Origin of the sequence: Streptomyces sp. NBC_01450, from assembly GCF_036227505.1 — a bacterium.
Classification (GTDB): Bacteria; Actinomycetota; Actinomycetes; order Streptomycetales; family Streptomycetaceae; genus Streptomyces.
The window spans coordinates 9929506-9950903 of record NZ_CP109480.1; the positions used below are offsets into that span (position 1 = coordinate 9929506).

Annotated in this window: 23 protein-coding genes; 13 read left to right on the forward strand and 10 right to left on the reverse strand. The window is 69.3% G+C overall.

The annotated features are described in order from the left end of the window. Window positions 1-13: 13 nt before the first annotated feature. Window positions 14-790, forward strand: a complete 777-nt coding sequence (locus OG568_RS44310; RefSeq protein WP_329535655.1) for an SDR family NAD(P)-dependent oxidoreductase — start codon at window positions 14-16, stop codon at window positions 788-790. On the opposite strand, the gene OG568_RS44315 is transcribed toward OG568_RS44310, so the two are convergent. Next, window positions 780-2174 carry a pyridoxal phosphate-dependent decarboxylase family protein gene (locus OG568_RS44315; protein ID WP_329535656.1) on the reverse strand — a complete coding sequence of 465 codons (1395 nt, stop codon included), beginning with the start codon at window positions 2172-2174 and terminating at the stop codon, window positions 780-782. The two genes, OG568_RS44310 and OG568_RS44315, sit on opposite strands and share 11 nt — an antisense overlap. A gap of 181 nt (window positions 2175-2355) precedes the next feature. Here OG568_RS44315 and OG568_RS44320 point away from each other — a divergent pair, with 181 nt between their 5' ends. Beyond that, entirely contained in the window at window positions 2356-3051 is a 696-nt protein-coding gene (locus OG568_RS44320; RefSeq protein ID WP_329374184.1) for a L,D-transpeptidase family protein, read from the forward strand. Between the two features lie 28 nt (window positions 3052-3079). On the opposite strand, the gene OG568_RS44325 is transcribed toward OG568_RS44320, so the two are convergent. Next, the gene (locus OG568_RS44325) at window positions 3080-4282 is read right to left on the reverse strand and encodes a Gfo/Idh/MocA family protein (protein WP_329535657.1); all 1203 of its coding nucleotides are present in this window, start codon (window positions 4280-4282) and stop codon (window positions 3080-3082) included. A 184-nt stretch (window positions 4283-4466) separates the two neighbouring features. Here OG568_RS44325 and OG568_RS44330 point away from each other — a divergent pair, with 184 nt between their 5' ends. Both OG568_RS44330 and OG568_RS44335 read left to right on the forward strand, forming a co-directional pair. Then, the gene (locus OG568_RS44330; RefSeq protein WP_329535658.1) at window positions 4467-5639 is read left to right on the forward strand and encodes an ROK family transcriptional regulator; all 1173 of its coding nucleotides are present in this window, start codon (window positions 4467-4469) and stop codon (window positions 5637-5639) included. Window positions 5640-5742: 103 nt separating this feature from the next. After that, window positions 5743-5931 (forward strand): hypothetical protein, encoded by a 189-nt coding sequence (locus tag OG568_RS44335; protein ID WP_266579732.1) that lies wholly within the window; start codon window positions 5743-5745, stop codon window positions 5929-5931. 88 nt (window positions 5932-6019) lie between these two features. Here the strand turns inward: OG568_RS44335 and OG568_RS44340 are convergent, their stop codons facing one another. Beyond that, complete coding sequence (locus OG568_RS44340) at window positions 6020-7399, reverse strand: S1 family peptidase (protein ID WP_266418188.1); 1380 nt, start codon at window positions 7397-7399, stop codon at window positions 6020-6022. Window positions 7400-7618: 219 nt separating this feature from the next. Here OG568_RS44340 and OG568_RS44345 point away from each other — a divergent pair, with 219 nt between their 5' ends. Together OG568_RS44345 and OG568_RS44350 are read left to right on the forward strand one after the other, a co-directional pair. After that, the gene (locus OG568_RS44345; RefSeq protein ID WP_329535659.1) at window positions 7619-7960 is read left to right on the forward strand and encodes a type 1 glutamine amidotransferase domain-containing protein; all 342 of its coding nucleotides are present in this window, start codon (window positions 7619-7621) and stop codon (window positions 7958-7960) included. A 182-nt stretch (window positions 7961-8142) separates the two neighbouring features. Next, entirely contained in the window at window positions 8143-8403 is a 261-nt protein-coding gene (locus tag OG568_RS44350; protein ID WP_329535660.1) for a hypothetical protein, read from the forward strand. 3 nt (window positions 8404-8406) lie between these two features. Here OG568_RS44350 and OG568_RS44355 read toward each other — a convergent pair whose 3' ends face one another. Beyond that, complete coding sequence (locus tag OG568_RS44355) at window positions 8407-9753, reverse strand: NAD(P)/FAD-dependent oxidoreductase (protein WP_329535661.1); 1347 nt, start codon at window positions 9751-9753, stop codon at window positions 8407-8409. A 225-nt stretch (window positions 9754-9978) separates the two neighbouring features. Here OG568_RS44355 and OG568_RS44360 point away from each other — a divergent pair, with 225 nt between their 5' ends. Both OG568_RS44360 and OG568_RS44365 read left to right on the forward strand, forming a co-directional pair. Next, window positions 9979-10617, forward strand: coding sequence for an HAD family acid phosphatase (locus OG568_RS44360; protein ID WP_329535662.1), 639 nt, complete (start codon window positions 9979-9981; stop codon window positions 10615-10617). 44 nt (window positions 10618-10661) lie between these two features. Beyond that, window positions 10662-11048: a PPOX class F420-dependent oxidoreductase gene (locus OG568_RS44365; RefSeq protein ID WP_266579722.1), complete on the forward strand. Its 387-nt coding sequence runs from the start codon at window positions 10662-10664 to the stop codon at window positions 11046-11048. A gap of 60 nt (window positions 11049-11108) precedes the next feature. On the opposite strand, the gene sigJ is transcribed toward OG568_RS44365, so the two are convergent. Genes sigJ through OG568_RS44380 form a run of 3 tightly spaced genes read right to left on the reverse strand, consistent with a single transcriptional unit; the run spans window position 11109 to window position 13328 of the window. Continuing rightward, window positions 11109-12044 carry an RNA polymerase sigma factor SigJ gene (gene sigJ / locus OG568_RS44370; RefSeq protein ID WP_329535664.1) on the reverse strand — a complete coding sequence of 312 codons (936 nt, stop codon included), beginning with the start codon at window positions 12042-12044 and terminating at the stop codon, window positions 11109-11111. A gap of 7 nt (window positions 12045-12051) precedes the next feature. Next, window positions 12052-12906 (reverse strand): SDR family oxidoreductase, encoded by an 855-nt coding sequence (locus tag OG568_RS44375; RefSeq protein ID WP_329535665.1) that lies wholly within the window; start codon window positions 12904-12906, stop codon window positions 12052-12054. Then, window positions 12903-13328: a hypothetical protein gene (locus OG568_RS44380; RefSeq protein WP_329535666.1), complete on the reverse strand. Its 426-nt coding sequence runs from the start codon at window positions 13326-13328 to the stop codon at window positions 12903-12905. Before OG568_RS44380 ends, OG568_RS44375 begins: the two co-directional genes overlap by 4 nt. 399 nt (window positions 13329-13727) lie before the next feature. Here OG568_RS44380 and OG568_RS44385 point away from each other — a divergent pair, with 399 nt between their 5' ends. Both OG568_RS44385 and OG568_RS44390 read left to right on the forward strand, forming a co-directional pair. Beyond that, complete coding sequence (locus OG568_RS44385; RefSeq protein WP_329535667.1) at window positions 13728-14708, forward strand: pectate lyase family protein; 981 nt, start codon at window positions 13728-13730, stop codon at window positions 14706-14708. Window positions 14709-14740: 32 nt separating this feature from the next. Next, window positions 14741-15547, forward strand: coding sequence for a pectate lyase (locus OG568_RS44390; protein ID WP_329535668.1), 807 nt, complete (start codon window positions 14741-14743; stop codon window positions 15545-15547). Between the two features lie 62 nt (window positions 15548-15609). On the opposite strand, the gene OG568_RS44395 is transcribed toward OG568_RS44390, so the two are convergent. Next, a complete protein-coding gene (locus tag OG568_RS44395) occupies window positions 15610-16035 on the reverse strand; it encodes a Zn-ribbon domain-containing OB-fold protein (RefSeq protein ID WP_385072033.1) in 426 nt (141 codons plus the stop codon). A gap of 136 nt (window positions 16036-16171) precedes the next feature. Further along, the gene (locus tag OG568_RS44400; RefSeq protein WP_329536614.1) at window positions 16172-16846 is read right to left on the reverse strand and encodes a TetR family transcriptional regulator; all 675 of its coding nucleotides are present in this window, start codon (window positions 16844-16846) and stop codon (window positions 16172-16174) included. Between the two features lie 425 nt (window positions 16847-17271). Here OG568_RS44400 and OG568_RS44405 point away from each other — a divergent pair, with 425 nt between their 5' ends. Further along, window positions 17272-18213, forward strand: coding sequence for an LAETG motif-containing sortase-dependent surface protein (locus OG568_RS44405; RefSeq protein ID WP_266652053.1), 942 nt, complete (start codon window positions 17272-17274; stop codon window positions 18211-18213). Window positions 18214-18430: 217 nt separating this feature from the next. On the opposite strand, the gene OG568_RS44410 is transcribed toward OG568_RS44405, so the two are convergent. Next, complete coding sequence (locus OG568_RS44410; protein WP_266418210.1) at window positions 18431-18781, reverse strand: VOC family protein; 351 nt, start codon at window positions 18779-18781, stop codon at window positions 18431-18433. A 272-nt stretch (window positions 18782-19053) separates the two neighbouring features. On the opposite strand from OG568_RS44410, the gene OG568_RS44415 reads away from it, so the two are divergent. Together OG568_RS44415 and OG568_RS44420 are read left to right on the forward strand one after the other, a co-directional pair. Next, a complete protein-coding gene (locus OG568_RS44415) occupies window positions 19054-19620 on the forward strand; it encodes a flavin reductase family protein (protein WP_329535669.1) in 567 nt (188 codons plus the stop codon). 79 nt (window positions 19621-19699) lie between these two features. Next, window positions 19700-21364, forward strand: coding sequence for a Na+/H+ antiporter (locus OG568_RS44420; protein WP_329535670.1), 1665 nt, complete (start codon window positions 19700-19702; stop codon window positions 21362-21364). Window positions 21365-21398: the final 34 nt, after the last annotated feature.

Consider the following 21398-nt stretch of genomic DNA (forward strand, 5'->3'; position numbering starts at 1 on the left):
CACGGTATCCGTCATGAGGCGATTCGAGGGATACGGAGTTCTGATCACGGGCGCGGCCCGCGGCATCGGCGCGGCCACCGCCCGCCGGCTGGCCGAGGAGGGCGCTCAGGTGCTCGTCACGGACGTGGACCCGGCCGAGGCGGCGAAGACGGCCGCCTCGATCCGTGAACTGGGGGGACGGGCCGAGGAGTTGGCGTGTGACGTGGGGGACAGGGCGGCGGTGGAGGCGGCCGTCGCGAACGCCGTGGACTCCTTCGGCTCGCTCGACGTCCTGGTGAACAACGCGTACGGGTGCTCTCCCGACGCCCCGCTCTTCGAGGACGAGCCGGACGAGGTGTGGGCCCGCGACCTCGACCTCACCCTGACCGGCGCGTACCGCTGCTGCCGCGCGGCCCTCCCGCACCTGGTGGCCTCGGGCCGGGGCGCCATCGTCAACATCGGCTCGGTGAACGGCCTCCAGGACTTCGGTAACCATGCCTACAGCGCGGCCAAGGCTGGCCTCATGTCCCTCACGCGCACCCTCGCCGGGCACGCGGCGCCCCGCGGGGTACGGGTCAACCTGGTCGCGCCGGGCACGGTCCGCACCCCGGCGTGGGAGGGCCGCGACGACGATCTCGCCCAGGCGTCGGGGATCTATCCGCTCGGACGGGTCGGTGAGCCGGACGACATCGCGGCCGCCGTCGCCTTCCTCGCCTCCCGGGACGCGGCGTGGATCACCGGGACCACGCTGTGCGTCGACGGCGGCCTCACGGCGGTCAACACGGGTTTCCAGAGCGCGGTCAGGCCGTGAGGGCGGCCGACCGCAGGACGGAGAACACCCTCTCGGTGTCGGCCTTGGTCGTACGCCAGTTGCTGAAGGCGGCCCGCAGCCCCTGAGTCCCCGCGTACACGGTCGGCGTCACGTAGGCCTCGCCCGAGGCCCCGACCGCCGCCGCCAGCGCGTGCACCCGCTCCCGCGTGGGCTCCTCCGCGAGGGTGAAGCAGACGACGTTGAGCCGGACGGGCGCCAGGAGCCGCAACTCCGGTACGTCCGTGATGCGTTCGCCCAGCAGCCGGGCGAGCGCGATGTTCCGCTCGACGATCTCGCGATGCCCCTCGCGTCCGTACGCCATCAGGGAGAACCACGCCGGGAGCGCCCGCAGCCGGCGCGAGTTCTCCGGCGTGAGGTGCAGGAAGTCGGGGTCGCCGGTCGGCAGGCCCAGGTACGGGGACTCGTTGTGGAAGACGCGGACCTGGAGGTCCTGGCGGCGCGTGAACTGCACGGCCGCGTCGTAGGGGACGTTGAGCCACTTGTGCAGGTCGACACAGACGGAGTCGGCCGCGTCGAGCCCGTCGACGAGATGCGCGTACGACGGTGACAGCGCGGCGAAGCCGCCGAACGCCGCGTCCACGTGCAGCCAGAAGTCGTACCGCTCCTTGAGTGCGGCGATGGCCCGCAGATCGTCGAAGTCGACGGTGTTCACGGTTCCGGCGTTCGCCACGACGACCGCCGGGCGCCCGTCGAGCCCGTCGAGAGCGGCGGCCAGACGCTCGACGTCGACGGCCTCGCGGTTCCCGGACAGCACCGGCACCGTACGCAGCCGGTCCCGGCCGATGCCCAGCACGGACAGCGCCTTGGTGACGCTGGAGTGCGGGGAGCCGGACAGCACGTCGACCGGTCCGAGCGCGGCGGCACCTTCCCGTGACACGGACACGCCCAGCCGCTCGCCCAGCCATTCCCGCGCGATCGCCAGACCGACCGTGTTCGAGACGGTCGCACCGGTCACGAACGCCCCGCTGTGCGCCTCGCCCAGTCCGAACAGCTCGCGCAGCCAGCCCACCGTCTCCCGCTCCAGCGCGCTCGCCGACGACCCGCCGCCGCCGGACACGTTCTGGTCGTACGCACCGGTCAGCCAGTCCCCGGTGAGCGAGGCGGGCGTCGCGCCGCCGGTGACGAAACCGAGGTAGCGCGGGCCCGCGGAAGCGGAGAATCCGGGCGCCCAGCGCTCGGTGAACCGGCTCAGCGCGCCCTGCGCGCCGCGCCCCTCGGCCGGCAGCGGCTCGGGGTCGGGCACCTCGCCGGGGTCGGCGACAGGACGCCCGTCGAGTCCGCCCACCTCCCCGGCGGCGAAGTCACGGGCGGACTGCAGGAGCTCGGGAAGCCGGGAGAGATCGTCGGCGAGTGTGCGATGCATGGCGGCAGCCTAGGTCGGGCGGCGCACCCGGAGCCTGGTCCAATTCGGGGTAACTGGACTGCCCCCAATGTCACCGTTTCGTCGCAGACCGGACAGCCGTACAACGCCTGTGCCCCGACGCGGGTCTAGCAGGCGCACAACGAGGGAAACACCGGTGAACACGCAGACAGAAGGGCCTGACATGGGGCACATACGCAGACGGGGAGCCGTCGCTCTGGGCATCACCGGACTGGTCGCGCCGCTGACGCTCGCGCTGGGCACGGCGCCCGCGCAGGCCGCGAGCTGCACGACACAGACCGGCCCGTACCAGAAGCAGGTGGAGAAGTTCCTCGGCCGACCGGTCGACGGCCGGCAGTCCACCGCCGACTGCAAGGCGATCCAGGCCTTCCAGACGAAGCACGGCATCACCCCGAACGCGGGCTACGCCGGGTCCGTCACCTGGGGCGTGATGGACCTGATGAACAAGCAGAAGGCCGTCGGCAACAAGCCCAACAAGGACGGCAAGTGCCCCGTCAACAAGGGCCGCATCGCCTGCGTCAACCTGACCCTCCAGCTCAGCTGGATCCAGGACGGCAGCAGGCTCGTCTACGGTCCGGTGCCGGTCCGCACGGGACGCGACGGCTACGAGACCCGCACCGGTCTGAAGAAGATCTACTGGCGGGACATCGACCACGTCTCGACCATCTACAACGTGCCCATGCCCTACAGCCAGTTCTTCGACGGCGGGCAGGCCTTCCACTCGGTCGGCCTGAGCATGTGGAACCCGCCCGGCTCACACGGCTGCGTCAACATGACCACGACCACCGCCAAGAAGTACTGGTCGCTGCTGAAGAACGGCGACGACGTCTTCGTCTACGGCCGCAAGCCGGGCACCTGACGGCGCCCGGCCGCGCCCGGGGACGTCATCACGCCTCGGGCGCGTCCCCGAAGTCCGGGATCTCCAGCCTGACCCCACCCTGCCGCGCGGACTCGTGCGCGACGATGCCCGGCAGGGTGTAGCGGGCCGCGACCCACGCGTTCACCGACGGCGGCGTCCGGGTGTTGACCGCGGTCACGAAGTCGTCCACCAGGAAGTGGTGGCTGCCCTCGTGCCCGTTGTGCAGGTGGTCGAACTCCCGGGGGAGCCGTGCCCGGTCGTGCACGGGCGCCGACCCGGACGTGAACGCGGCCCGCAGCGCCGGCGCGATGTGCTGGAGCGAGGGATCGTCGGGCGCCAGCGTCGGCTTGGGCTCGAGCAGCTCCGTGATGTCCCGCACCCCCTTCTTGTCCTGCCAGAAGCTCACCGTCGCGAGCTGTTCCATGCTGGCGTCGGTCCCGAACAACCGGAAACGCGACTCCCGGATGTGCGAGGGATAGCCGACCCGCCGGAACTCATTCGTACGGAACGAGCCGCCGCCCGCCACCTCGAACAGCGCGGTCGCGTTGGAGAAGTCATTGCCGAACTGGCTGACCTCCTTGTCGAACACCCCGTCCCCGCGCTCGTCACGCACCCCGATCGCCGACACACTCACCGCGTGCGTCCGCCAGGCGCCGAGCACCCCGCCCACCGAGTGCGTCGGGTACAGGAGCGGGGGATAGCTGGCGGTCGCCTTCCAGTTCTCACCGCCGCTGTACTGGTAGGCCTCGTAGAACCCGAGATCCATGTCATGGACGTAGTCGCCCTCGGCGTAGAACAGCCGCCCGAAGGCGCCCTCGGCGATCTGGTTGCGGGCGTGCACCGTCGCGGGGTTGTACTGGCTGGTCTCGCCCATCATGTACGTCAGTCCGGTCGCCCGTACCGCGTCGATGATCGCCGCGATCTCGTCCCGGGTGATGGCCATCGGCACCGCGGAGTACACATGCTTGCCCGCCCGGAGCCCCTGGAGCACCAGCGGCCCATGGGTCCAGCGCTGGGTGAAGATCGCGACGGCGTCCACCGCCTTCGACTCCAGCATCGCCTCGTACGAGGGGAAGGTGCCCGACAGCCCTTCGGCGGCCGCCAGTTCGTCCGCCCGCTCGGGGAGCAGATCGGTGACGTGGACATCGCCGACGCCGGGGTGGGCGAGGAACAGCTTCGCGAACTGGCCGGAGAACTGGCCGGCGCCGACGATGCCGAGAGAGAACGTCATCTGAGCAACATCCTTCACTGGTGGAGACTTCACGGGTCGGGCTCGTCCTGGCCCCATTTACTTTTGATGCGGAACAATCAAAGCGTCAAGGGTCCTGCGTGCATCTCTTCCGGCAGGCTGTGGGGCCATAGAATGACGCCATTACTTCTGAGACAGAATAAAACCTTGTGGGAGTCCGACCCTCATGACCACACATGCCGCCGCCAGCTGGCTGCCACTGAGTCCGGGTGAGCGCGCGGTGGCGATCGAGGTGCTCGTGCGCGGACCGCTGTCGCGCAGCGAGATCGCCCGCCGCCTGAACCTGTCGGCGGGCAGCCTCACCCGGCTGACCAAACCGCTGATCGAGTCCGGGCTGCTGATCGAGGCCGCCGAGTCGGGGGAGGGGGAGGGCGCGGAGTTACGGCAGGGGCGTCCCTCACGGCCGCTGGACGTCGTGGCCGAGTCCCGCTCCTTCATCGGATTCAAGGTCACCGAGGACATGGTCTACGGCGTCGTCACCACGTTGCGCAGCGACATCGTGGCGCGTCATGACCGCCCGCTCGCCACCCACGACCCGGCCGAAGTCGCCGACCTGTTGGCGGAGATGGCCGACGGGTTCGCCCGCGCCTTTCCCGGGCCGGCCGGAATCGGCATCGGAGTCGGCGGCCGTGTCGAGAAACGATCGGTCGTCGCCGAGTCGGCCTTCCTCGGCTGGACGGACGTCCCGCTGGCCGAACTCGTGGAACTGCGCACCGGGTTGCCCGTGGTCGTCGAGAACGACGTCGCCGCCCTCGTGGAGGCCGAGAGCTGGTTCGGCGCCGGCCGCGGACTCGACCGCTTCGCGGTCCTCACCATCGGCGCCGGGATCGGCTACGGCCTCGTCCTCGGCGGCAGCCGGGTCGCCTCCGCCGAGGACGGGCGGGGCGTGGCCCGCCGCTGGCTCGTGAACCCGTACGGCCCCCTCACTCCCGAAGGGGAACGCGGCAGCGCCATCTCCCTCCTGGGCATCCCCAGCATCCGCTACCAGGTCCGCGCCGCCACCGGCGAGGACCTGACCTACGAGGAGATCCTCGCCCGTGCCGCGGCGGGTGACCCCCTGCCGGCCCGCGTCCTCGACGAGGCGGCCCGCGCCCTCGGCACCCTCGTGGCGCAGATCGCCAACTTCGCCATGCCGCAGAAGATCCTGCTCGCCGGAGAGGGCGTCGGACTCCTCGACGTGGCGGGCCCGGTCGTGGAGGAGACGATCCTCACACACCGCCACCCACAGGCCGATCCGGTCAATCTGGAGACGAAGGTCTCCGACTTCCACGACTGGGCGCGCGGGGCCGCGGTGCTGGCCATCCAGGTGCTGGTGCTCGGTGCGGGGGAGGGACGGTGAGCAGGTGCGAAGGGTGATCCCACGTCGGACGAGTGATCAGGTTCACGGTCCGTAATGTCGCGAGGTGCACCTTTACTCACATCGCCTTCACGCCAAGGCCCGTATGCTTCACACCATGTCCACCACTCCTGGAACCGACTCCGTGCGGTCCGCCGCCGATGTCAACGAGGAGATCCGGGCCCTCTGGTTCCGGGCAGGTGGGACGCTGAGCATGGAGGAGCGCCGGGAGTACCAGCGGCTCGTCCTGGAGTGGGCGGAAGCCGCCCCCCAGTCGCCCACACAGGCGGCCTGATCTCGCTCGGCCGCCCCGCGAGCCCGTGACGAACGGGGCCTGACTCCTCTGCGAGTCTCGGCCCCGTTCCCCGTCCGCCGCTGCGGCCTCAGCCCCAACTCTGCGAGTACTGCCGCCGATAGCGGTTGCGGTCCTGTTCCGTACGGATGTAACGCGTGGCGACCAGCGCGATGATGCTGCCGGCGATGACCAGCAGCCCCGGGCCGATGTTCTGCGGGTCCGTGAGGCGGGCCAGGAGCGACTCGGAGGTGCCCCCCACTGCCTGGACCGAGCCCGGTGCGGCGGATCCCGGCACGGCCGCCGTGCCCTGCGAGGCCGCGGGAGCGGAGGAGGACTGGGCGGTGGCTCCCGCCGCGCCCTGGGCCGCGGCCCCCGGTCCGGTCAGTTTCACCCCAAGTGCCGTGAGGGCCTTGGTGATCGGCTGGAAGAACGTCGTACCTCCCGCGGTGCAGTCCCCGTTGCCCCCCGAGGTCACGCCGAGCGCGATGCCCTCGGAGAACAACGGCCCGCCGCTGTCGCCCGGTTCGGCGCACACATTGGTCTCGATCAGACCGGTCACGGTGCCCTCGGGGTAGTTGACCGTCGCGTTGAGAGCCTTCACCTGACCGTCGTGGAGTCCACTGGTACTGCCGCTGCGGAAGACCCGCTGGCCGACCGTCGCATCGGCGGTGCCGATGATCTGGACGCCCTTGCCGCCCCCGATCGAGACGACGTTGTTCCCGGTGTCGTTCTCGCCGTTGTTGTACTGGATGAGGGAGAAGTCACTGCCGGGGAACGCCGTGGTGATCGTCTGCCCCAGCTGCTTGGTGCCCTGGTTGTCGCCGAACCAGACGGAGCCGGCCGGCCCGCAGTGCCCGGCCGTCAGGATGAACTCGTTGCGCCCGTTGGTCACGTTGTAGCCCGCCGAACAGCGCCCGCCGGTCGAGAACATCGGCAGGGCGGCGTTGAGCCGCGTGGTGAACGTGCCCTCGGTCCGCTCCATGCGGACCGAACTGCCCATGCTCTCGGCGAGCTTCTTCATCCGGGACCAGTCGGCGGCGGAGACGGTGCGGTCGGCCTGCACCACCACCTCGTTGTTGACATAGTCCATGGCCCAGGCGGTGCCCGCGACCCGCGGCGCCGCCTTGAGCGCCTTCGTCACGGACTTGAGGTCCTCCATGCTGTGGCTCACGACCTTGGGGCGTGCGCCCGCCTTCTTCACCTCGGCCGCCGCGGCCGAGTCGGTCACCGCGACCACGGGGCGCCCGTCGGCGGCGATCCAACTGCCCGCCGTGCGCGAGGCACCCAGGGTCGACACCAGACCCGCGCCCTTGCCCGCGGCGGCCAGAGTGGCGCTCTGCGGGGCACGTGACGCGGCGGACGGCTCGCTCGCCATGGCGTGCGTCACCATCAACCCTCCGCAGAGGACCCCGCCGACGGCCGCGAGCCGCGCCCCCCGTCGGACGATCCGTCGTCGTGCGTGCCTCATGCATGGGCTCCCGAAGCCGTACGGTGCGGCGTCGACGCCGCCGGGGCTCCGGTCGTGAGCCCTCCTTCCATACGCGCGCCCGTGTCCTCGCGTTCACCCTCGGCCGTTCTCCGGTTCAAGGTTTGCCACCCGCTCCGCCGAACACGACCACTTCCGCCGGTTCATCCCCTTTGTTCGGCACCGCCGGGCCGGTGATTCGAGGCCTGCCATGATGGGCGCATGCGCGTGCTGATGCCGGTCCCCGACCGCGACTTCGACGTCACCGAGGTGTCCGTTCCCTGGCGGATCCTCACCGATGCGGGGCACGAGGTCGTGCTCGCCACCGAGCACGCGGGCACCCGGCCTGCGGCGGACCCACGACTGCTGACAGGGGTGCTCTTCGGACAACTGGGCGCCGCGGAGGAGCCCCGGCGGTTCTACGAGCAGCTCACCGGGTCACCGGAGTTCACCAGCACCGTCTCCTGGGCCGAGGCCGAGGCCGACGTCGTGGAGTACGACGGCCTGCTGCTGGGCCGGATCGAACTCTGGCCCAGCACTCCACCCTTCAGGGTGAAGGTGTAGGGCAGCCTGCCCGTAGCGGCCGGGAGGGCCGCAGCACCACGTTACGGTAGTCAGGTCCAACACCGTAGGTGTTGGACCTACCGCCGGACGGGCGGGAAGTCAGGCCTGCGGAGGCCTTGTCAGACTGACCTTCACCGGTCGGCAGGGGCCCGTGAAACAGGAACCCAAGGTGGTACCGCGTAGTGGTACGGACCGGAATCTCCTGCTCCGGGCAGGAGAGGGCGTCAATACCGCACCTATCCGGTGTATGTCGAGGACGAGGTCAGGGCGGCCCTCACCGTCCCGGCCACGTTCCCCGCACCCTCACCCGGCGCGGCACCGCCACCGACGACACGGACGCGTTCGTCGTCGAGGACGGCCGCTACCTCTCGGCCCGCTGGCCCGGTGACGCCTACCTCTTCGCCCGCCGCTACCTCGCTCTGCTGGGTGGCACGGCCGAGTGATGCCTAACGGCTCAGTCGGGCGGCGACCTCCTGCGGACTCAGGTACCTGTCGGTGTGCTCGAATTCCCGCAGGGTCCCCTTGCGGTCGGCGAGGAAGCCGGTGCGCACGAAGTCGTCGCCCGCGACCGCGTTGAGGAACCAGTTGACGCCCGTACGGAACCGGGCCGTGCCCGTGCGCAGCGCGTAGAGGTGGTATCCACGGGCCACGACCTGCGCGGGCACGCCCCTGAGACCGATACCGAGCGGCTTGGACACCGCGTCGTGGCCGCCGAGGTCGACGACCAGACCGAGGTCCTTGTGCTTGTATGGCGTCATGGGCTGCCCCCGCAGCAGCGCCGCCAGGTTCTTCGCCGCGTGCCGGCCCTGCCGGGCGGCGTGCTGGGCGGTCGGCGGGCAGTACGAACCGTCGGCCCTGGCCAGGTCGGGTACGGCGGCCGCGTCGCCCAGGGCGAAGACCCCGTCCAGGCCCGGCACCTTGAAGTTCGGCTCGACGAGGACCCGGCCGCGTACGGTCTCCGCGCCCAGCGAGTCGACCAGCGGACTCGCCGCGACACCGGCCGTCCACACCAGCGTCCGCGACGGCAGGACCCGGCCGTCCGTGAGAGTGATCTTGCCTTCCGTGACCGAGGCGACGGTCGTCTCGAGGGAGATATGCAGTCCGCGCTTGCTCAGCAGACGCATCGCACTCGCCCCGAGCTTGTCACCGAGCTCCGGGAGCAGCTTGGGGGCGACGTCCACCAGGTGCCACTTGATGAGCGCGGGATCGATGCGCGGGTGGTAGCGCTTCGACGCGGCGGTGGTCAGGCGCTGCAGACAGGCCGCGGTCTCGGCGCCCGCGTAACCGCCGCCGACCACCACGAACTGCAGTCGCGCCGCCCGCTCGTCCTCGTCCGAGGTGGCCGCCGCCAGGTCGAGTTGCGCGATCACGTGGTCGCGCAGATACACGGCCTGGGCGAGCGTCTTCATCCCGCGCGCCTCGTCGAGGAGGCCGGGGATGTCGAAGGTGCGGGTCACGCTGCCCGGGGTGAGTAGCAAGTAGTCGTACGACAGGTCGACGAACTCTCCTGTGATCTTGCGTACGACGCACCTCTTGGACGTGGGATCCACGCCGACCACCCCGCCCGGCAGAAACGTCGTGCGGCGCAGGATCCGGCGCAGCGAGGGGGCCACGGACTGCGGGGTGACGACACCGGCGGCGACGTGCGGCAGCAGCGGCAGGTAGAGCTGGTAGTCGGTGGGGCTGACCAGGGTGATCCGGGCGTCACCCGGCTGAAGCGCGTGCTCGAGCCCGCGTGCGCATTCGACACCGGCGAACCCGCCGCCGACGATCACGATGTTCGGTGCATCCATCCGAGCTGCCTCCTTCGTGGGCCGACATCGCGGCCCGCCGCCGGTGGCACCCAGGGTCACACGGGATGACCCTGGGTGCCACCCCGCGTAAGGGGGGGGGCGGCCACGAGATCTTCTACCGATCGGTAACTTCGTCTTCCCTTTTCGTACATCCTTAGGCACGATCATCTGTCCAGCGGCGAAGGTCGAGGCACCTCGCCGCTCCGACGTGAAAAGGGGACGGGCATGACAGGACGCGGTGTGGGGCGCCGGATCGGCGCGGTCTCGGCGGTCGTGGCGCTGGGCATCGGGGGGACGGTCACCGCTGCGGGGACCGCCGCCGCGGCTCCGGCCCAGACGGCGGTGACCGCGACGGTGACGACGGCCGCGGTCGGCTACGCCACCTGGCAGAGCGACGTCAAGGCGGTCATCGACCAGGCACGGCCCTACGTCGAGCAGCGCACCGCGAACGTCGCCGGGCAGAAGCTGGCCCTCGTCTTCGACATCGACAACACCACGCTGGAGACGGACTTCCACCCCTGGTACGAGCTGCCGACCCCGGCGGTCAAGCCCTCGCTCGACCTCGCCCGCTACGCGCGCTCCCGCGGCGTCGACATCTTCTTCATCAGCGCGCGCCCGGGCATCATCTCGTCCTTGACGCAGTGGAACCTGACGAGCGTCGGCTACCCGGTCTCCGGTCTCTACACGCGCGACCTGCCCGATCTGTTCGACGAGGTCAGCGCCTACAAGAGCAGCAAGCGCGCGGAGATCGAGTCGCTCGGCTACACGATCATCGCCAACGTCGGCAACAACGACTCCGACCTCGTCGGCGGCCACGCCGAGCGCACCTTCAAGCTGCCGGACTACGACGGCCAGCTGTCCTGAACGGGCGCCCTGGACTCCCGGCCGTGACTGCCTAGACTCCCCGCATGGACGACACGACGCTGGACACGCTCGGTTCGGGCAAGTTCCTGCTGATCACGAGCTATCGCAAGAACGGTACGGGAGTGGCGACGCCCGTGTGGGTGGTCCGGGACGGTGCGGCGCTCGGCGCCTGGACCAGCGCGGACTCCTGGAAGGTGAAGCGGATCCGTAACCGGGCCGACGTCCTGGTGGGCCCGTGCGACGCGCGGGGCAAGCCGACCGGCGAGCCGGTCCCGGCCACGGCGGAGATCCTCGACCAGGCCGGCTCCGCGCGCTACCGACAGCTGATCGCCGGCAAGTACGGCATCCTCGGCCGCCTCACCCTCTTCGGCAGCCGTCTGCGGCGCGGCGAGGGCGGCACGGTCGGGATTCGCATCTCCCTCACCACGTGATCGTGCGGCCGCGTCCTGTGTGACCGCACGATCACGCCCCTCGGGTGGCCGATCCGGTCCTCAGGGGGTTTCGTAGCCGGTCCAGGCGTGGAGTTTGTCGGGGTTGAGGACCATCCACAGGTCGCTGATCAGCCCGTCGTGGATGTCCAGGGCGAGGACGGCGATGGTGGTGCCGGCGATGTGGACGGTGATGCCGGGGGCGCCGTTGACGTCCTCCTCGACGAGCTCGAACTCGGATGCGTTGCGCATGAGGCCGAGGACGAGGCGGGCGACCTTGTCCCGGCCGATGACCGGGTGCAGGGCCGCGCGGACCTTGCCGCCTCCGTCGCTGCGTGACTCGACATCGGGGTCGAGCAGGGTGACGAGGGTGTCGAGGTCGCCGCTCTGGCAGGCCTGGCGGAACGCGGTGACGATCTGCCGGTGTTCCGGTGCGGTGCTGCCGCCGGGGCGCTGGTCGGCGATGCGCCGACGGGCGGAGGAGGCGAGTTGGCGGCAGGCGGCGGGGGTGCGGCCCACGGTGTCGGCGATCTCGGTGAAAGGCATGCCGAAGACGTCGTGGAGGACGAAGGCGACGCGTTCCGCCGGAGTGAACGACTCCAGGACCACCAGCATCCCCATGCTGACCGACTCGTCGAGGGTGATCCGGTCGGCCGGATCACCGCCGCCCTCGTCGGCGCCGGTGCTGCTCCACGTGGCACTGTGCCGGATGGGCTCGGGCAGCCATTCACCGGTGTAGCGCTCGCGGCGGACGCGTGCCGAGGCGAGGTGGTCGAGGCAGATCCGGGAGGCGACCCGGGTCAGCCACGCCAGCGGCGCGTCGATCCCCTGCTGCCCCTCCTCGGACAGGCTGTACCAGCGGGCGTAGGTCTCCTGGACCACGTCCTCGGCGTCCTGCACGGAACCGAGCATGCGGTAGCCGAGGTTGAGCAGCCGACGGCGCTCGGTCAGGAGGGAGCCGAGGGTGGGGTCCTGGGCGGGTTCCGGGGTCGTGGACACGGGTCCGTCATCCTTCCCGGACGGCGTGGTTGCCGGAGTGCTGGGTGACGAGCTGGGTGAGCCATTCGTCGAAGGTCTGGCTGCCGCGGGGGCCGGGGCCGGTGGGGAGCAGGCCGTCGCCGGTCATGGCGGTGCCGGTGGCGCCGGGCATCTTCACGGGCAGCAGCAGCCGGTGCTGGTGCCGGGCCCGCAGCAGCCGGCCCGTCATGTCGACGACCTGTTCGACACGCGGTCCGGCGAGTTCGGGTGCCATGCCCTGCGCGGGGGCCTGGACCAGTCGTACGAGGTGCTGGGCGACCTCGCGGGCGGCGACGGGCTGGGTCCGCATCCGGGGCACCACCGCGAGGGGTCCCGGAACGCGGTCGAGGGTCTGCTGGGCGAACTCGTGGAACTGGGTGGCGCGCAGCACCGTCCACGGTGTGCGCCCGCTCTCCAGTACCTTCTCCTGGCGCAGTTTTCCCTGGTAGTAGCCGAGGCCGACCCGGTCGATGCCGACGATCGACAGCAGGACGTGGTGGCGGACCCCGGCCTGTTCACCGGCGTCCAAGAGGGTGTGGGCGACCCGGTCGAAGAACGCGATGGCCTTCTTGCCGCTCGTGGTGGTCACGTTGCTGACGTCGATGACCGCCTCCGCGCCTGCCAGGGCCGCGTCGAGTCCGGTGCCGGTCACGAGGTCCACTCCCGTGGAGCGGGCCAGTACCACCGGGTGGTGCCCGGCCGCGGTCAGTTCCTCGACCACGTACCGTCCCACGAGTCCGGTCCCGCCTGCCACTGCCACCCGCATGCCGGGCCTCCCCTTCGCGCTCACGTCGCTGTTGTCACCCTGGGCACTGCCGTTGCCGCTGTTGTCGTTGTACGTCATCGCGTGTGGTCCCGTCGTACGGGGAGGGCCGGTACCAGCAGCAGGGCCGCCAGCAGGATGAGTGCGGCCAGGAAGACGACGTTGAGGATCTGGTCGCGTGTGTTGTACATGTCGAGGTGCTGGACGTGGTAGCTGAAGTGCAGCACGTTGAAGACCAGCCACACCGCACCCGTCGTCTGCACCAGCCGGGTGTTGTCCACGGAACGCAGGGTGATGGCCGTCAGGACGGCCAGGGCCAGGAACATGGCCCCGGCGTCCTTGGTGAGGTGTTCGTTGTAGGGGCCCAGCTGGGGCAGCCAGCTCAGTCCCAGGCCGGGGAAGTTCGCGTACCAGCTCGTGGGGGAGCAGTAGGCCCAGACGCCTGTGTACAGGCCGGTCACGGCCAGGAGGCCGAGAGCGGCGTACCGGATTTTCGAGTTCATGCCCCTATGACGAGACAGCCTCCTCGAATGTGAGGCGGACTGCCCCGACCGTGTGAAGTCGGGCGACGGCCATCGCGTGGAGGTCATGGCGGACGGCGCGAGGACCCGGGCGAGCCGAACGCCGGGTGAGCGGTCCGGCGCGGGAGTCGACCGGATGTGTTCTGCGCGGGGCGTTGACTAGAAAGCGCTTACCCCTTACGTTTCCCGTTCAGCAGCGTGACCCGCGCCTGACATGCCATATGCGAGACGTCAGATCTCCGAGCCGCATCACCTGGGAATGTGCGCACTCCCTGGAGCTGATGATTCTTGGTGTGAGTGTCACGAACGCCTCACGCTGTTCGCCATGGCGTACATCGTTCGCGTACATGACCTACGGCACTCTCGAAGGGACGCACCCGCATGCGTACTCGCCCCCCACCGACACGTACTCGCAGACCGGCCCTGGTCACGGCCACCGCGGCCGCCCTGGCCGTCACCGCCGCCCTCGTCCTCCCGTCGTCCGCCTCGGCCGCCGACACCTCGCCGGTCGGCTTCGGCGCCGGGACCACCGGTGGCGGGGTCGCCACCGCCGTCACCGTCTCCACCCTCGACGCCTTCGAGGCGGCCGTCACGGGCGACACCGCCAAGGTGGTACGCGTGAACGGCCTGATCACGCTCGGCGGCCAGGTCGACATCGGCTCCAACACCACCGTTCTCGGCTTGGGTTCGTCGTCCGGCTTCACCGGCGGCGGACTGCGGCTGAAGAAGGTGACCAACGTCGTCGTCCGCAACCTGAACGTCAGCAAGCCGCTCAAGCCGGCGGACGGCATCACCGTGCAGGCGTCGACGAAGGTGTGGATCGACCACAACTCCTTCTCGTCCGACCGTGATCACGGAAAGGACTACTACGACGGTCTGCTCGACATCAATCACGGCTCCGACTACGTCACCGTGTCCTGGAACACCTTCAAGGACCACTACAAGGGCTCGCTCGTCGGACACAGCGACAACAACGCGAGCGAGGACACCGGCCATCTGCGGGTGACGTACCACCACAACTGGTTCAACGACGTCAACTCCCGCATCCCCAGCCTGCGCTTCGGCACCGGCCACTTCTACGACAACTACGTCGTCGGGGCCGACACCGCCGTGCACTCCCGCATGGGCGCCCAGATGTTCGTCGAGAACAACGTCTTCCGCACCACGACGGTCGCCGTCACGACCAACCGCGACAGCGACGTCGACGGATACGCCAACCTGCGTGGGAACGACCTCGGCGGAGCCGCCACCGAGATCTCGCGGGTGGGCACCTTCACCACCCCGCCCTACGGCTACACCGCCGAGCCCGCCTCGAGTGTCGTCGCCTCGGTGACGTCCGGCGCGGGCGCCGGAAAGCTCTGATCGCCCCCACGCTCAGAAGGAGGAATCGGGACATGACCTCATCAGCACGCCCGCGCGCCCGTCGGCGCGCCCTCACGGGCTCTCTGGCCGCGGTCGGCCTGTCGGCTGTCATGATCATGGCAGGCGGCGGTCTGTCTCCGGCGAGTGCCGCCACCTGGCCCACCGCGAACGGCAGCCAGGCGGTCTCCGCCACCATCTCGGTCTCCGGTACCAAGGACTACGGGATGAAGCGGCTCTACGGCACCGGTGACCTGGGCTCCGACAGTCAGGACGAGGACCAGGGGCCGATCCTGGAGCTCGCCGCCGGCACCGTTCTGAAGAACGTCATCATCGGGGCCCCCGCCGCGGACGGCATCCACTGCCTGGGCAGCTGCACGCTGCAGAACGTGTGGTGGGAGGACGTCGGGGAGGACGCGGCGACATTCCTGGGGTCCTCGTCGTCCAACGTCTACACCGTCTCGGGCGGCGGCGCGAAGGAAGCCAGCGACAAGGTGTTCCAGTTCAACGGTGCCGGAACGCTGAACGTCTCGAACTTCGCGGTGCAGACCTTCGGTACGTTCGTCCGCTCGTGCGGCAACTGCAAGACGCAGTACAAGCGGGCGATCAACCTCAGCGGGATCGAGGCCACCTACAAGGGAAGCAAGCTTGTCGGCATCAACACCAACTACGGCGACAGCGCGACCCTGAAGGCCATCAGGATCGTCGGGGATTCCAGCAAGAAGATCATCCCCTGCCAGAAGTACATCGGCAACAACACGGGGGCCGAGCCGACCACGAACGGGACCGGCCCCGACAGTACGTACTGCAAGTACGCGACGTCCGACATCACGTACGGCTGAGGGTTCTCTCCCGGCGGCTGGACGAACTGGCGGCGCGCACCGGTTCGTTCAGCCGTCCCATGTCAACTCCAGCCTCGGTAGGGGCCGTCGACGAGCTGGAACACCGGCTGGCTGCGCACCGGATCCTGAGCGGTGGAGAGCTGGACCCGGTCGCCGCTGTGGACGTCGGCGGGCGCGCCCATCACCCGGCCGCGGACGGTGAATCCCTCCGCCATCTCAACGAGGGAGACGTTCCGCGCCGCCGGCGTGTTGCGGTGGACGACGGTGGCATGGCGCACGACACCGGCCCCCGCGCTCGCCTCCGTCCGCAGGTCACTGCCCGCGCAGACCGGGCAGAGAAGGCGGTGGTACATCGCCGTCCCGCACCAGCGGCACCGCTGGAAGAGAAGGGCGTCCGATGTTGACGTCCCGTTCGGCGTGGAGTCGGTACCGAGTACGTCCGTCGCGGGTCCGATGCCCGGGTGAAGGGCGATTCCTGGGTGGTACACGATGTCATCTCCCTGCGCTCGGCCGGAGTCTGGGGTGCCCGGATCGCCGCGCACGAGCCACAGGTTATGGCACTGAGTGCCACTCGTAAAGGCACTCGGTACCCTCAAAATGGGGAAGTGGGCGGGACGAGGTGTCTCAGTCCAGGCCGAGCGTGGACTCGATCTCCTGTACGACGCGCCACATCGGTGCCCCACGTCGGGAGATCACGACCACCACGTCCTCCCGTTCCTCGGCCGACGCGTCGCTGTTCCCGGGGGAGTGGCCGAACGAGCCCTGCACGTATCCCAGCGCGTGGTCCACGGCGGTGTCCGGATCGCTCTGTCCGTCCGAACGCAGCCAGGAGCGCAGGGCGTTGTTGTGCGCGGCGACCACTGCCGCCGCGACGACGTCGGCCTGCAGGGTGCCGTCGGGTCGGCCGACGAAGCGGCCGCGCAGATACTCCGCGAGAGCGCGCTCGTAACGCCAGACGACCGACAACTCGTACGCGCGCAGGCCGGGGACCTTCTTGGTGAGGCGGTAGCGCTGCACGGAGAAGGTCGGGTTCTCCGCGTACATGCGCAGGACCAGCCGGGCGGCGTCGCACACCTTTCGCACCGGTTCCTCCTCGCCGGTGCCGTCGCCCAGGAACGCCGTCATGTCGGTCAGGCAGCGCTCGTGGTCCGGGAAGACCACGTCCTCCTTGGACGGGAAGTAGCGGAAGAAGGACCGTCGGCCGACCCCGGCGAGCGCCACGATGTCGTCGACCGTGGTCTGTTCGTACCCGCGCTCCAGGAACAGCTGGAAGGCCGCCGCGACGAGGGCGTCCCGCATGGGCGGCTTCGCCGTCGTCGTGTCGGCGGTGTCACTGTGCCGGGGTCCCTCACTCATGGACGGAACCTAGCATCGCGTATCGAGGATGGCACTCAGTGCGCATGATCGAGGGAACTGAGTGCCCCTGGTGAAGGTGCTGGTCGCCGGTCCTGCCGCGCGCGGCAGGAGGGCCGGCCGGCCGCCGTCCGGTCGCCGCGGAATAGCTGATTCCTTGTGTGTCGGAAATGTGATGGTGCGTGAACTCGTCGTGTTTTCAGCGAAGTTGACAGCCTCTGCGCGGTGATCGACTATGTGGTCGAGCTGTGGCCCACGTGACCAGTGGGCCCAGTGTTTCTTCGACCACTCATCCCCGGTGCGGCCCCCGGCTGCTGTGCGCTGCCCTGTCGCCGACGACCGGGTCTTGGATTCATCAAGATGGGATCTGCATGTCCATAGCGAGACGTGTCACCCTTCGTTGCCTGCTGGGTACGGGTGTGGCGGCCCTCGCCCTCTCCGCGGCCACCACCAGCGCCTGGGCCACGGGTACCCCCGGTGGCGACGGCTGGGACAGCGGCAAGGGCGCCTACAAGCCCGGCCAGGGCGCGGGTACGGTGACCGCGGCGGATCGCTGCGAGTTCTCCGTGGACGGGACGAACTTCTACGACTCGGTCCGCGTCGACGACCAGAACCTGAAGCCCACCGAGGACGGCAAGGTGCACATCAAGGTGCGCGCGGCGGGCGACGCCGGGTCCTGCACCGCCTCGCTCGCGGCGTATCGCACCCACGGAGCCACCTTCAAGACCTCCGGTGAGCAGGTCTTCCACGACTTCGACAGCGTCAAGGTCAAGCCGGGCGAGACCGACTCCCTCGACATCGCGGTGCCCGACGCCGGCTGCTACGCGCAGATCGACCTCTACCGTGGCGCCGTGAAGTTCGACGGCAAGTTCGACGCCAACGACGGCTTCGAGCACGGCGACCTGCCCAAGGGTCCGGACCGCGCGGTCATCAAGGACAAGCTGATCATGGCGTGGAACGGCGGCAAGAACGACTGCACGGCGCAGCCGCCGAGCACGCCCGAGACGACCCCGCCGGCCTCGACTCCGCCCGCCGCCACGCCGCCCGCGGAGACTCCGGGCAGCCCGACCCCGACGACGCCCGACAAGCCGTCGACCCCGGAGACGACGCCGGCCACCCCGTCGGCCTCCGACTCGACCACGCCGCCGGCTCCCTCGCCCAACGGCGGCCAGTCGACCCCGCCCGGCGACCTCGCGGAGACGGGCGGTGGCAACGCCCTGCCGATCGCCGCCGGTGCCGCGGCCCTTCTCGTGGCCGGTGGAGCGATCACCGTGGTCTCCCGGCGCCGACGTTCGACGCGCATCAGCTCCTGACGTCTGACACCTGGCGTCTGACACCTGGCGTCTGACATCTGAAATCTGACATCTGAAATCTGTCATTTGTCATCTGTCGTCTGACGGCTGGAGTCATCGGATTTCGATGATGCTTCGACGGGCCCCGTCACTCACCGAGTACGTGAGTGACGGGGCCCGTCGTGTGATTCAGATCGATGTCCTGTTGCCAGGGCCCGTGCTCAAGTGCCGTGCCGCCTCACAGGTCGGTGGCCCGTTCATGGCGGGGCTCGTACAAGCCCACCTCGCCGCCACCAGGCAGACGGAACCTGGTCAGCCGCCCCCAGCGCGCATCGGTGACTGGCTGCGTGAACTCCACTCCCTTCGCGGCCAGGCTTTCCACGGTCGCGTCGACGTCGTCGCACATCAGATAGAGCTCCTGCGTCTCCGGGCCGTCCGTGGGATGCACGGCGATCTCGGTCGGCGGAAGTTTGAAGATCAGCCAGCCACCTCCCACGTCGACATGCGGATACTCCAGAACGTCCCTGAAGAAGACCCGGTCAGCTTCCGCGTCACGGCTGTAGATGATGACGTGGCCACCATTGATCATGCGGTCCAGGGTAGGTCCTGACACGGACGGCACGGCGCTGCGCCGTCACACAGAGTGTTGCGGTTCCTCACCGGTCGACCGGCACCGCGGGGCGAGCAGGAACACCGGTGCGCGCAGCCTGGTCCTCGCGCACCTAGGAAAACTCCGGCCCTTACAACCACCGATCATCCGGCCAGACTGGACGGGCAAAGGGCCGAGGACACCACCCCGTACATTCTCCGAAACAGCGACCGTCTCCTCGGCCGCGGCCCGTACGTCTCAGGAGAGCAGCGATGATCACTGTCAGTGATTTGCAGGAACACCCCTTGGATCAGGTCCACCGACTGATCGAGCCCGGCCCGGTGATCCTGGTGACCACACAGCACCGTGGCATCCCGAACGTGATGACCAACGGGTTCAACATGATGATCCGCCACGCCCCGCCGCTGATCGGCTGCACCATCGGACCGTGGGACCACAGCTACACCGCGCTGCGGGATACCGGGGAATGCGTCATCTCCATCCCCGGCAGCGAACTTGCCGAGACCACGGTCGACATCGGCAACTGCTCGGGCCAGGACGTGGACAAGTTCCAGGAGTTCGACCTGACCCCGCTGGCCGCACAGCAGGTCGAAGCACCGCTGATCGCCGAGTGTTTCGCGAACATCGAATGCAAGGTCGCCGACACCACCCTGGTCGGCGCCTACAGCCTGTTCGTCCTCGAAGCGGTCCGGGCCTGGGTGGATCCGTCCCAGCCGCACCCGCAGATGTTCCACCACCGCGGCGACGGCACCTTCACGCTGGACGGCGAAACCGTCGACCTCAAAGACCACATGACCAAGTGGCAATACCTCCTGTGAACGTCCTCGCCACCTGCCTCGCTTGCGGACCACCGTCTACCCGACGCCCGGAACACCCCCTCGGGATGAGGAACGACCCATGACAGGCCTCGAACTCATTGCCGTGGTCCTTGTCGCGGTGCTGCTGATGACCTGGCTGGCCCGCCGTCTCCACCTGAGCGAGCCGTTGATGCTTCTGGGCGGAGGCGTCCTCATCGGCCTCACCCCGCACTTCGACCGTGTCGACCTGCCGCCCGACGCGGTGCTTCTGGTCTTCTTGCCGGCACTCCTGTACTGGGAGGCGCTGACCACGTCGCTGCGCGAGATCAAGACGAACTTCCGGTCGATCGTCCTGCAGTCGACCGGCCTCGTTCTGGTGACCGCGCTTGCCGTAGCCGCGGTCGCGCATGCGCTCGGCTACGCATGGCCGATCGCCTTCGTCCTCGGAGCGGTGCTGGCACCCACTGACGTCGCGGCGGTCGCCGCGGTGGTGACCGCCATGCCGCGACGCATCGTGACACTGCTGCGCACTGAGAGCCTCCTCAACGACGGCACAGCCCTGGTGCTTCTCGCCGTGAGCCTGGAACTCCTCACCACAGGCGAGCCGTTCTCCTGGGCCGGCACCACGCTGCGCTTCGTGGAGTCCTACGCCGGCGGCGCGGTCATCGGCGCGGCGATCGCTCTGGCCCTGATCCCTGTGCGCCGACACCTGAAAGACCGCAGCCTGCACAGCGGCCTGAGCGTCGCCACCCCGTTCGTCGCCTTCCTGCCCGCCGAAGCCCTGCACGTCTCGGGCGTCCTTGCCGTGGTCACCTGCGCACTGGTCACCAGCCGCGTAGGACCCGGACTCATCCGTTCCGACGCCCGTTTGGAGGCCACCGCCTTCTGGGAAGTCACCGCGTTCCTGCTCAACGGTGCGCTGTTCGTCCTGGTCGGCATCCAGACGCCCGCCGCCGTCCGCGCGCTGGCCTCCATCTCGCTGCTTCAGGCGACCATGATTGCCGCCGCGGTCAGCGCGACCGTCATCGCCGCCCGCGTCGCATGGTTCTACACGGTCCCCTACCTGATCCGCCTGGTGGACCGCCGCAGGCAGCAACGTCAACGCCGCATCGGCGCACGACAACGACTGCCACTGGCGTGGGCCGGGATGCGCGGAGCGATCTCCCTCGCCGCAGCACTGTCGATCCCCGCGACAACGGCCGATGGCCAACCCCTGGCGCAGCGCGACGCGGTCATCTTCATCACCGTGGTGGTCATCACCGTCACCCTCGCCGTACTCGGTCCGGCCCTCCCGGCAGTCGTGCGCGGCGCGCGATTCACCGAAGACGCCGACGAGGCAGCGGAGGAGGCACTCGCCGTACGTCAACTGGCCCACACCGCGCTGGCAGAGCTGCCGGCCCTGGCCGACCGGTTCCCCGTGCCCGAGGCGATCACGGCCCACATCGCGAAAGACCTGCGCAAACAGGCCGCACCCGCTTCGGACCGAACCCACGACCAAGTACTTTGCCGCGAGCGTCAGATCAGCACCACATATGCGCTCGAGGCCGCGCTCCTCGGCGTCAAGCGTGCCGCACTGAACGACCTGCGCAACCAAGCATTGATCGATGACAACGTGGTGCGCCGGGTACAACGCCATCTGGACACCGAGGAGCAGCGCCTGAGCATGAGGATGTCCTTGCTCCAGTCGTCCGCCCACGGAGTCGGCGAGCAGGGAGATGGCATAGACCAAGGCGGCCCCCCGCCCCCTGAAAGAACATGCGGATGAACACAAGTACGCGGCTGGGCGGATGTCATCCGGC

Excerpts from the sequence above, each read along its gene's own strand:
- OG568_RS44310 (WP_329535655.1), top strand. The coding sequence starts at position 14 with ATGAGGCGATTCGAGGGATACGGAGTTCTGATCACGGGCGCGGCCCGC.
- OG568_RS44315 (WP_329535656.1), bottom strand. The coding sequence starts at position 2,174 with ATGCATCGCACACTCGCCGACGATCTCTCCCGGCTTCCCGAGCTCCTG.
- OG568_RS44320 (WP_329374184.1), top strand. The coding sequence starts at position 2,356 with ATGGGGCACATACGCAGACGGGGAGCCGTCGCTCTGGGCATCACCGGA.
- OG568_RS44325 (WP_329535657.1), bottom strand. The coding sequence starts at position 4,282 with ATGACGTTCTCTCTCGGCATCGTCGGCGCCGGCCAGTTCTCCGGCCAG.
- OG568_RS44330 (WP_329535658.1), top strand. The coding sequence starts at position 4,467 with ATGACCACACATGCCGCCGCCAGCTGGCTGCCACTGAGTCCGGGTGAG.
- OG568_RS44335 (WP_266579732.1), top strand. The coding sequence starts at position 5,743 with ATGCTTCACACCATGTCCACCACTCCTGGAACCGACTCCGTGCGGTCC.
- OG568_RS44340 (WP_266418188.1), bottom strand. The coding sequence starts at position 7,399 with ATGAGGCACGCACGACGACGGATCGTCCGACGGGGGGCGCGGCTCGCG.
- OG568_RS44345 (WP_329535659.1), top strand. The coding sequence starts at position 7,619 with ATGCGCGTGCTGATGCCGGTCCCCGACCGCGACTTCGACGTCACCGAG.
- OG568_RS44355 (WP_329535661.1), bottom strand. The coding sequence starts at position 9,753 with ATGGATGCACCGAACATCGTGATCGTCGGCGGCGGGTTCGCCGGTGTC.
- OG568_RS44360 (WP_329535662.1), top strand. The coding sequence starts at position 9,979 with ATGACAGGACGCGGTGTGGGGCGCCGGATCGGCGCGGTCTCGGCGGTC.
- OG568_RS44365 (WP_266579722.1), top strand. The coding sequence starts at position 10,662 with ATGGACGACACGACGCTGGACACGCTCGGTTCGGGCAAGTTCCTGCTG.
- OG568_RS44375 (WP_329535665.1), bottom strand. The coding sequence starts at position 12,906 with ATGACGTACAACGACAACAGCGGCAACGGCAGTGCCCAGGGTGACAAC.
- OG568_RS44380 (WP_329535666.1), bottom strand. The coding sequence starts at position 13,328 with ATGAACTCGAAAATCCGGTACGCCGCTCTCGGCCTCCTGGCCGTGACC.
- OG568_RS44385 (WP_329535667.1), top strand. The coding sequence starts at position 13,728 with ATGCGTACTCGCCCCCCACCGACACGTACTCGCAGACCGGCCCTGGTC.
- OG568_RS44390 (WP_329535668.1), top strand. The coding sequence starts at position 14,741 with ATGACCTCATCAGCACGCCCGCGCGCCCGTCGGCGCGCCCTCACGGGC.
- OG568_RS44400 (WP_329536614.1), bottom strand. The coding sequence starts at position 16,846 with ATGCGGGACGCCCTCGTCGCGGCGGCCTTCCAGCTGTTCCTGGAGCGC.
- OG568_RS44405 (WP_266652053.1), top strand. The coding sequence starts at position 17,272 with ATGTCCATAGCGAGACGTGTCACCCTTCGTTGCCTGCTGGGTACGGGT.
- OG568_RS44410 (WP_266418210.1), bottom strand. The coding sequence starts at position 18,781 with ATGATCAATGGTGGCCACGTCATCATCTACAGCCGTGACGCGGAAGCT.
- OG568_RS44415 (WP_329535669.1), top strand. The coding sequence starts at position 19,054 with ATGATCACTGTCAGTGATTTGCAGGAACACCCCTTGGATCAGGTCCAC.
- OG568_RS44420 (WP_329535670.1), top strand. The coding sequence starts at position 19,700 with ATGACAGGCCTCGAACTCATTGCCGTGGTCCTTGTCGCGGTGCTGCTG.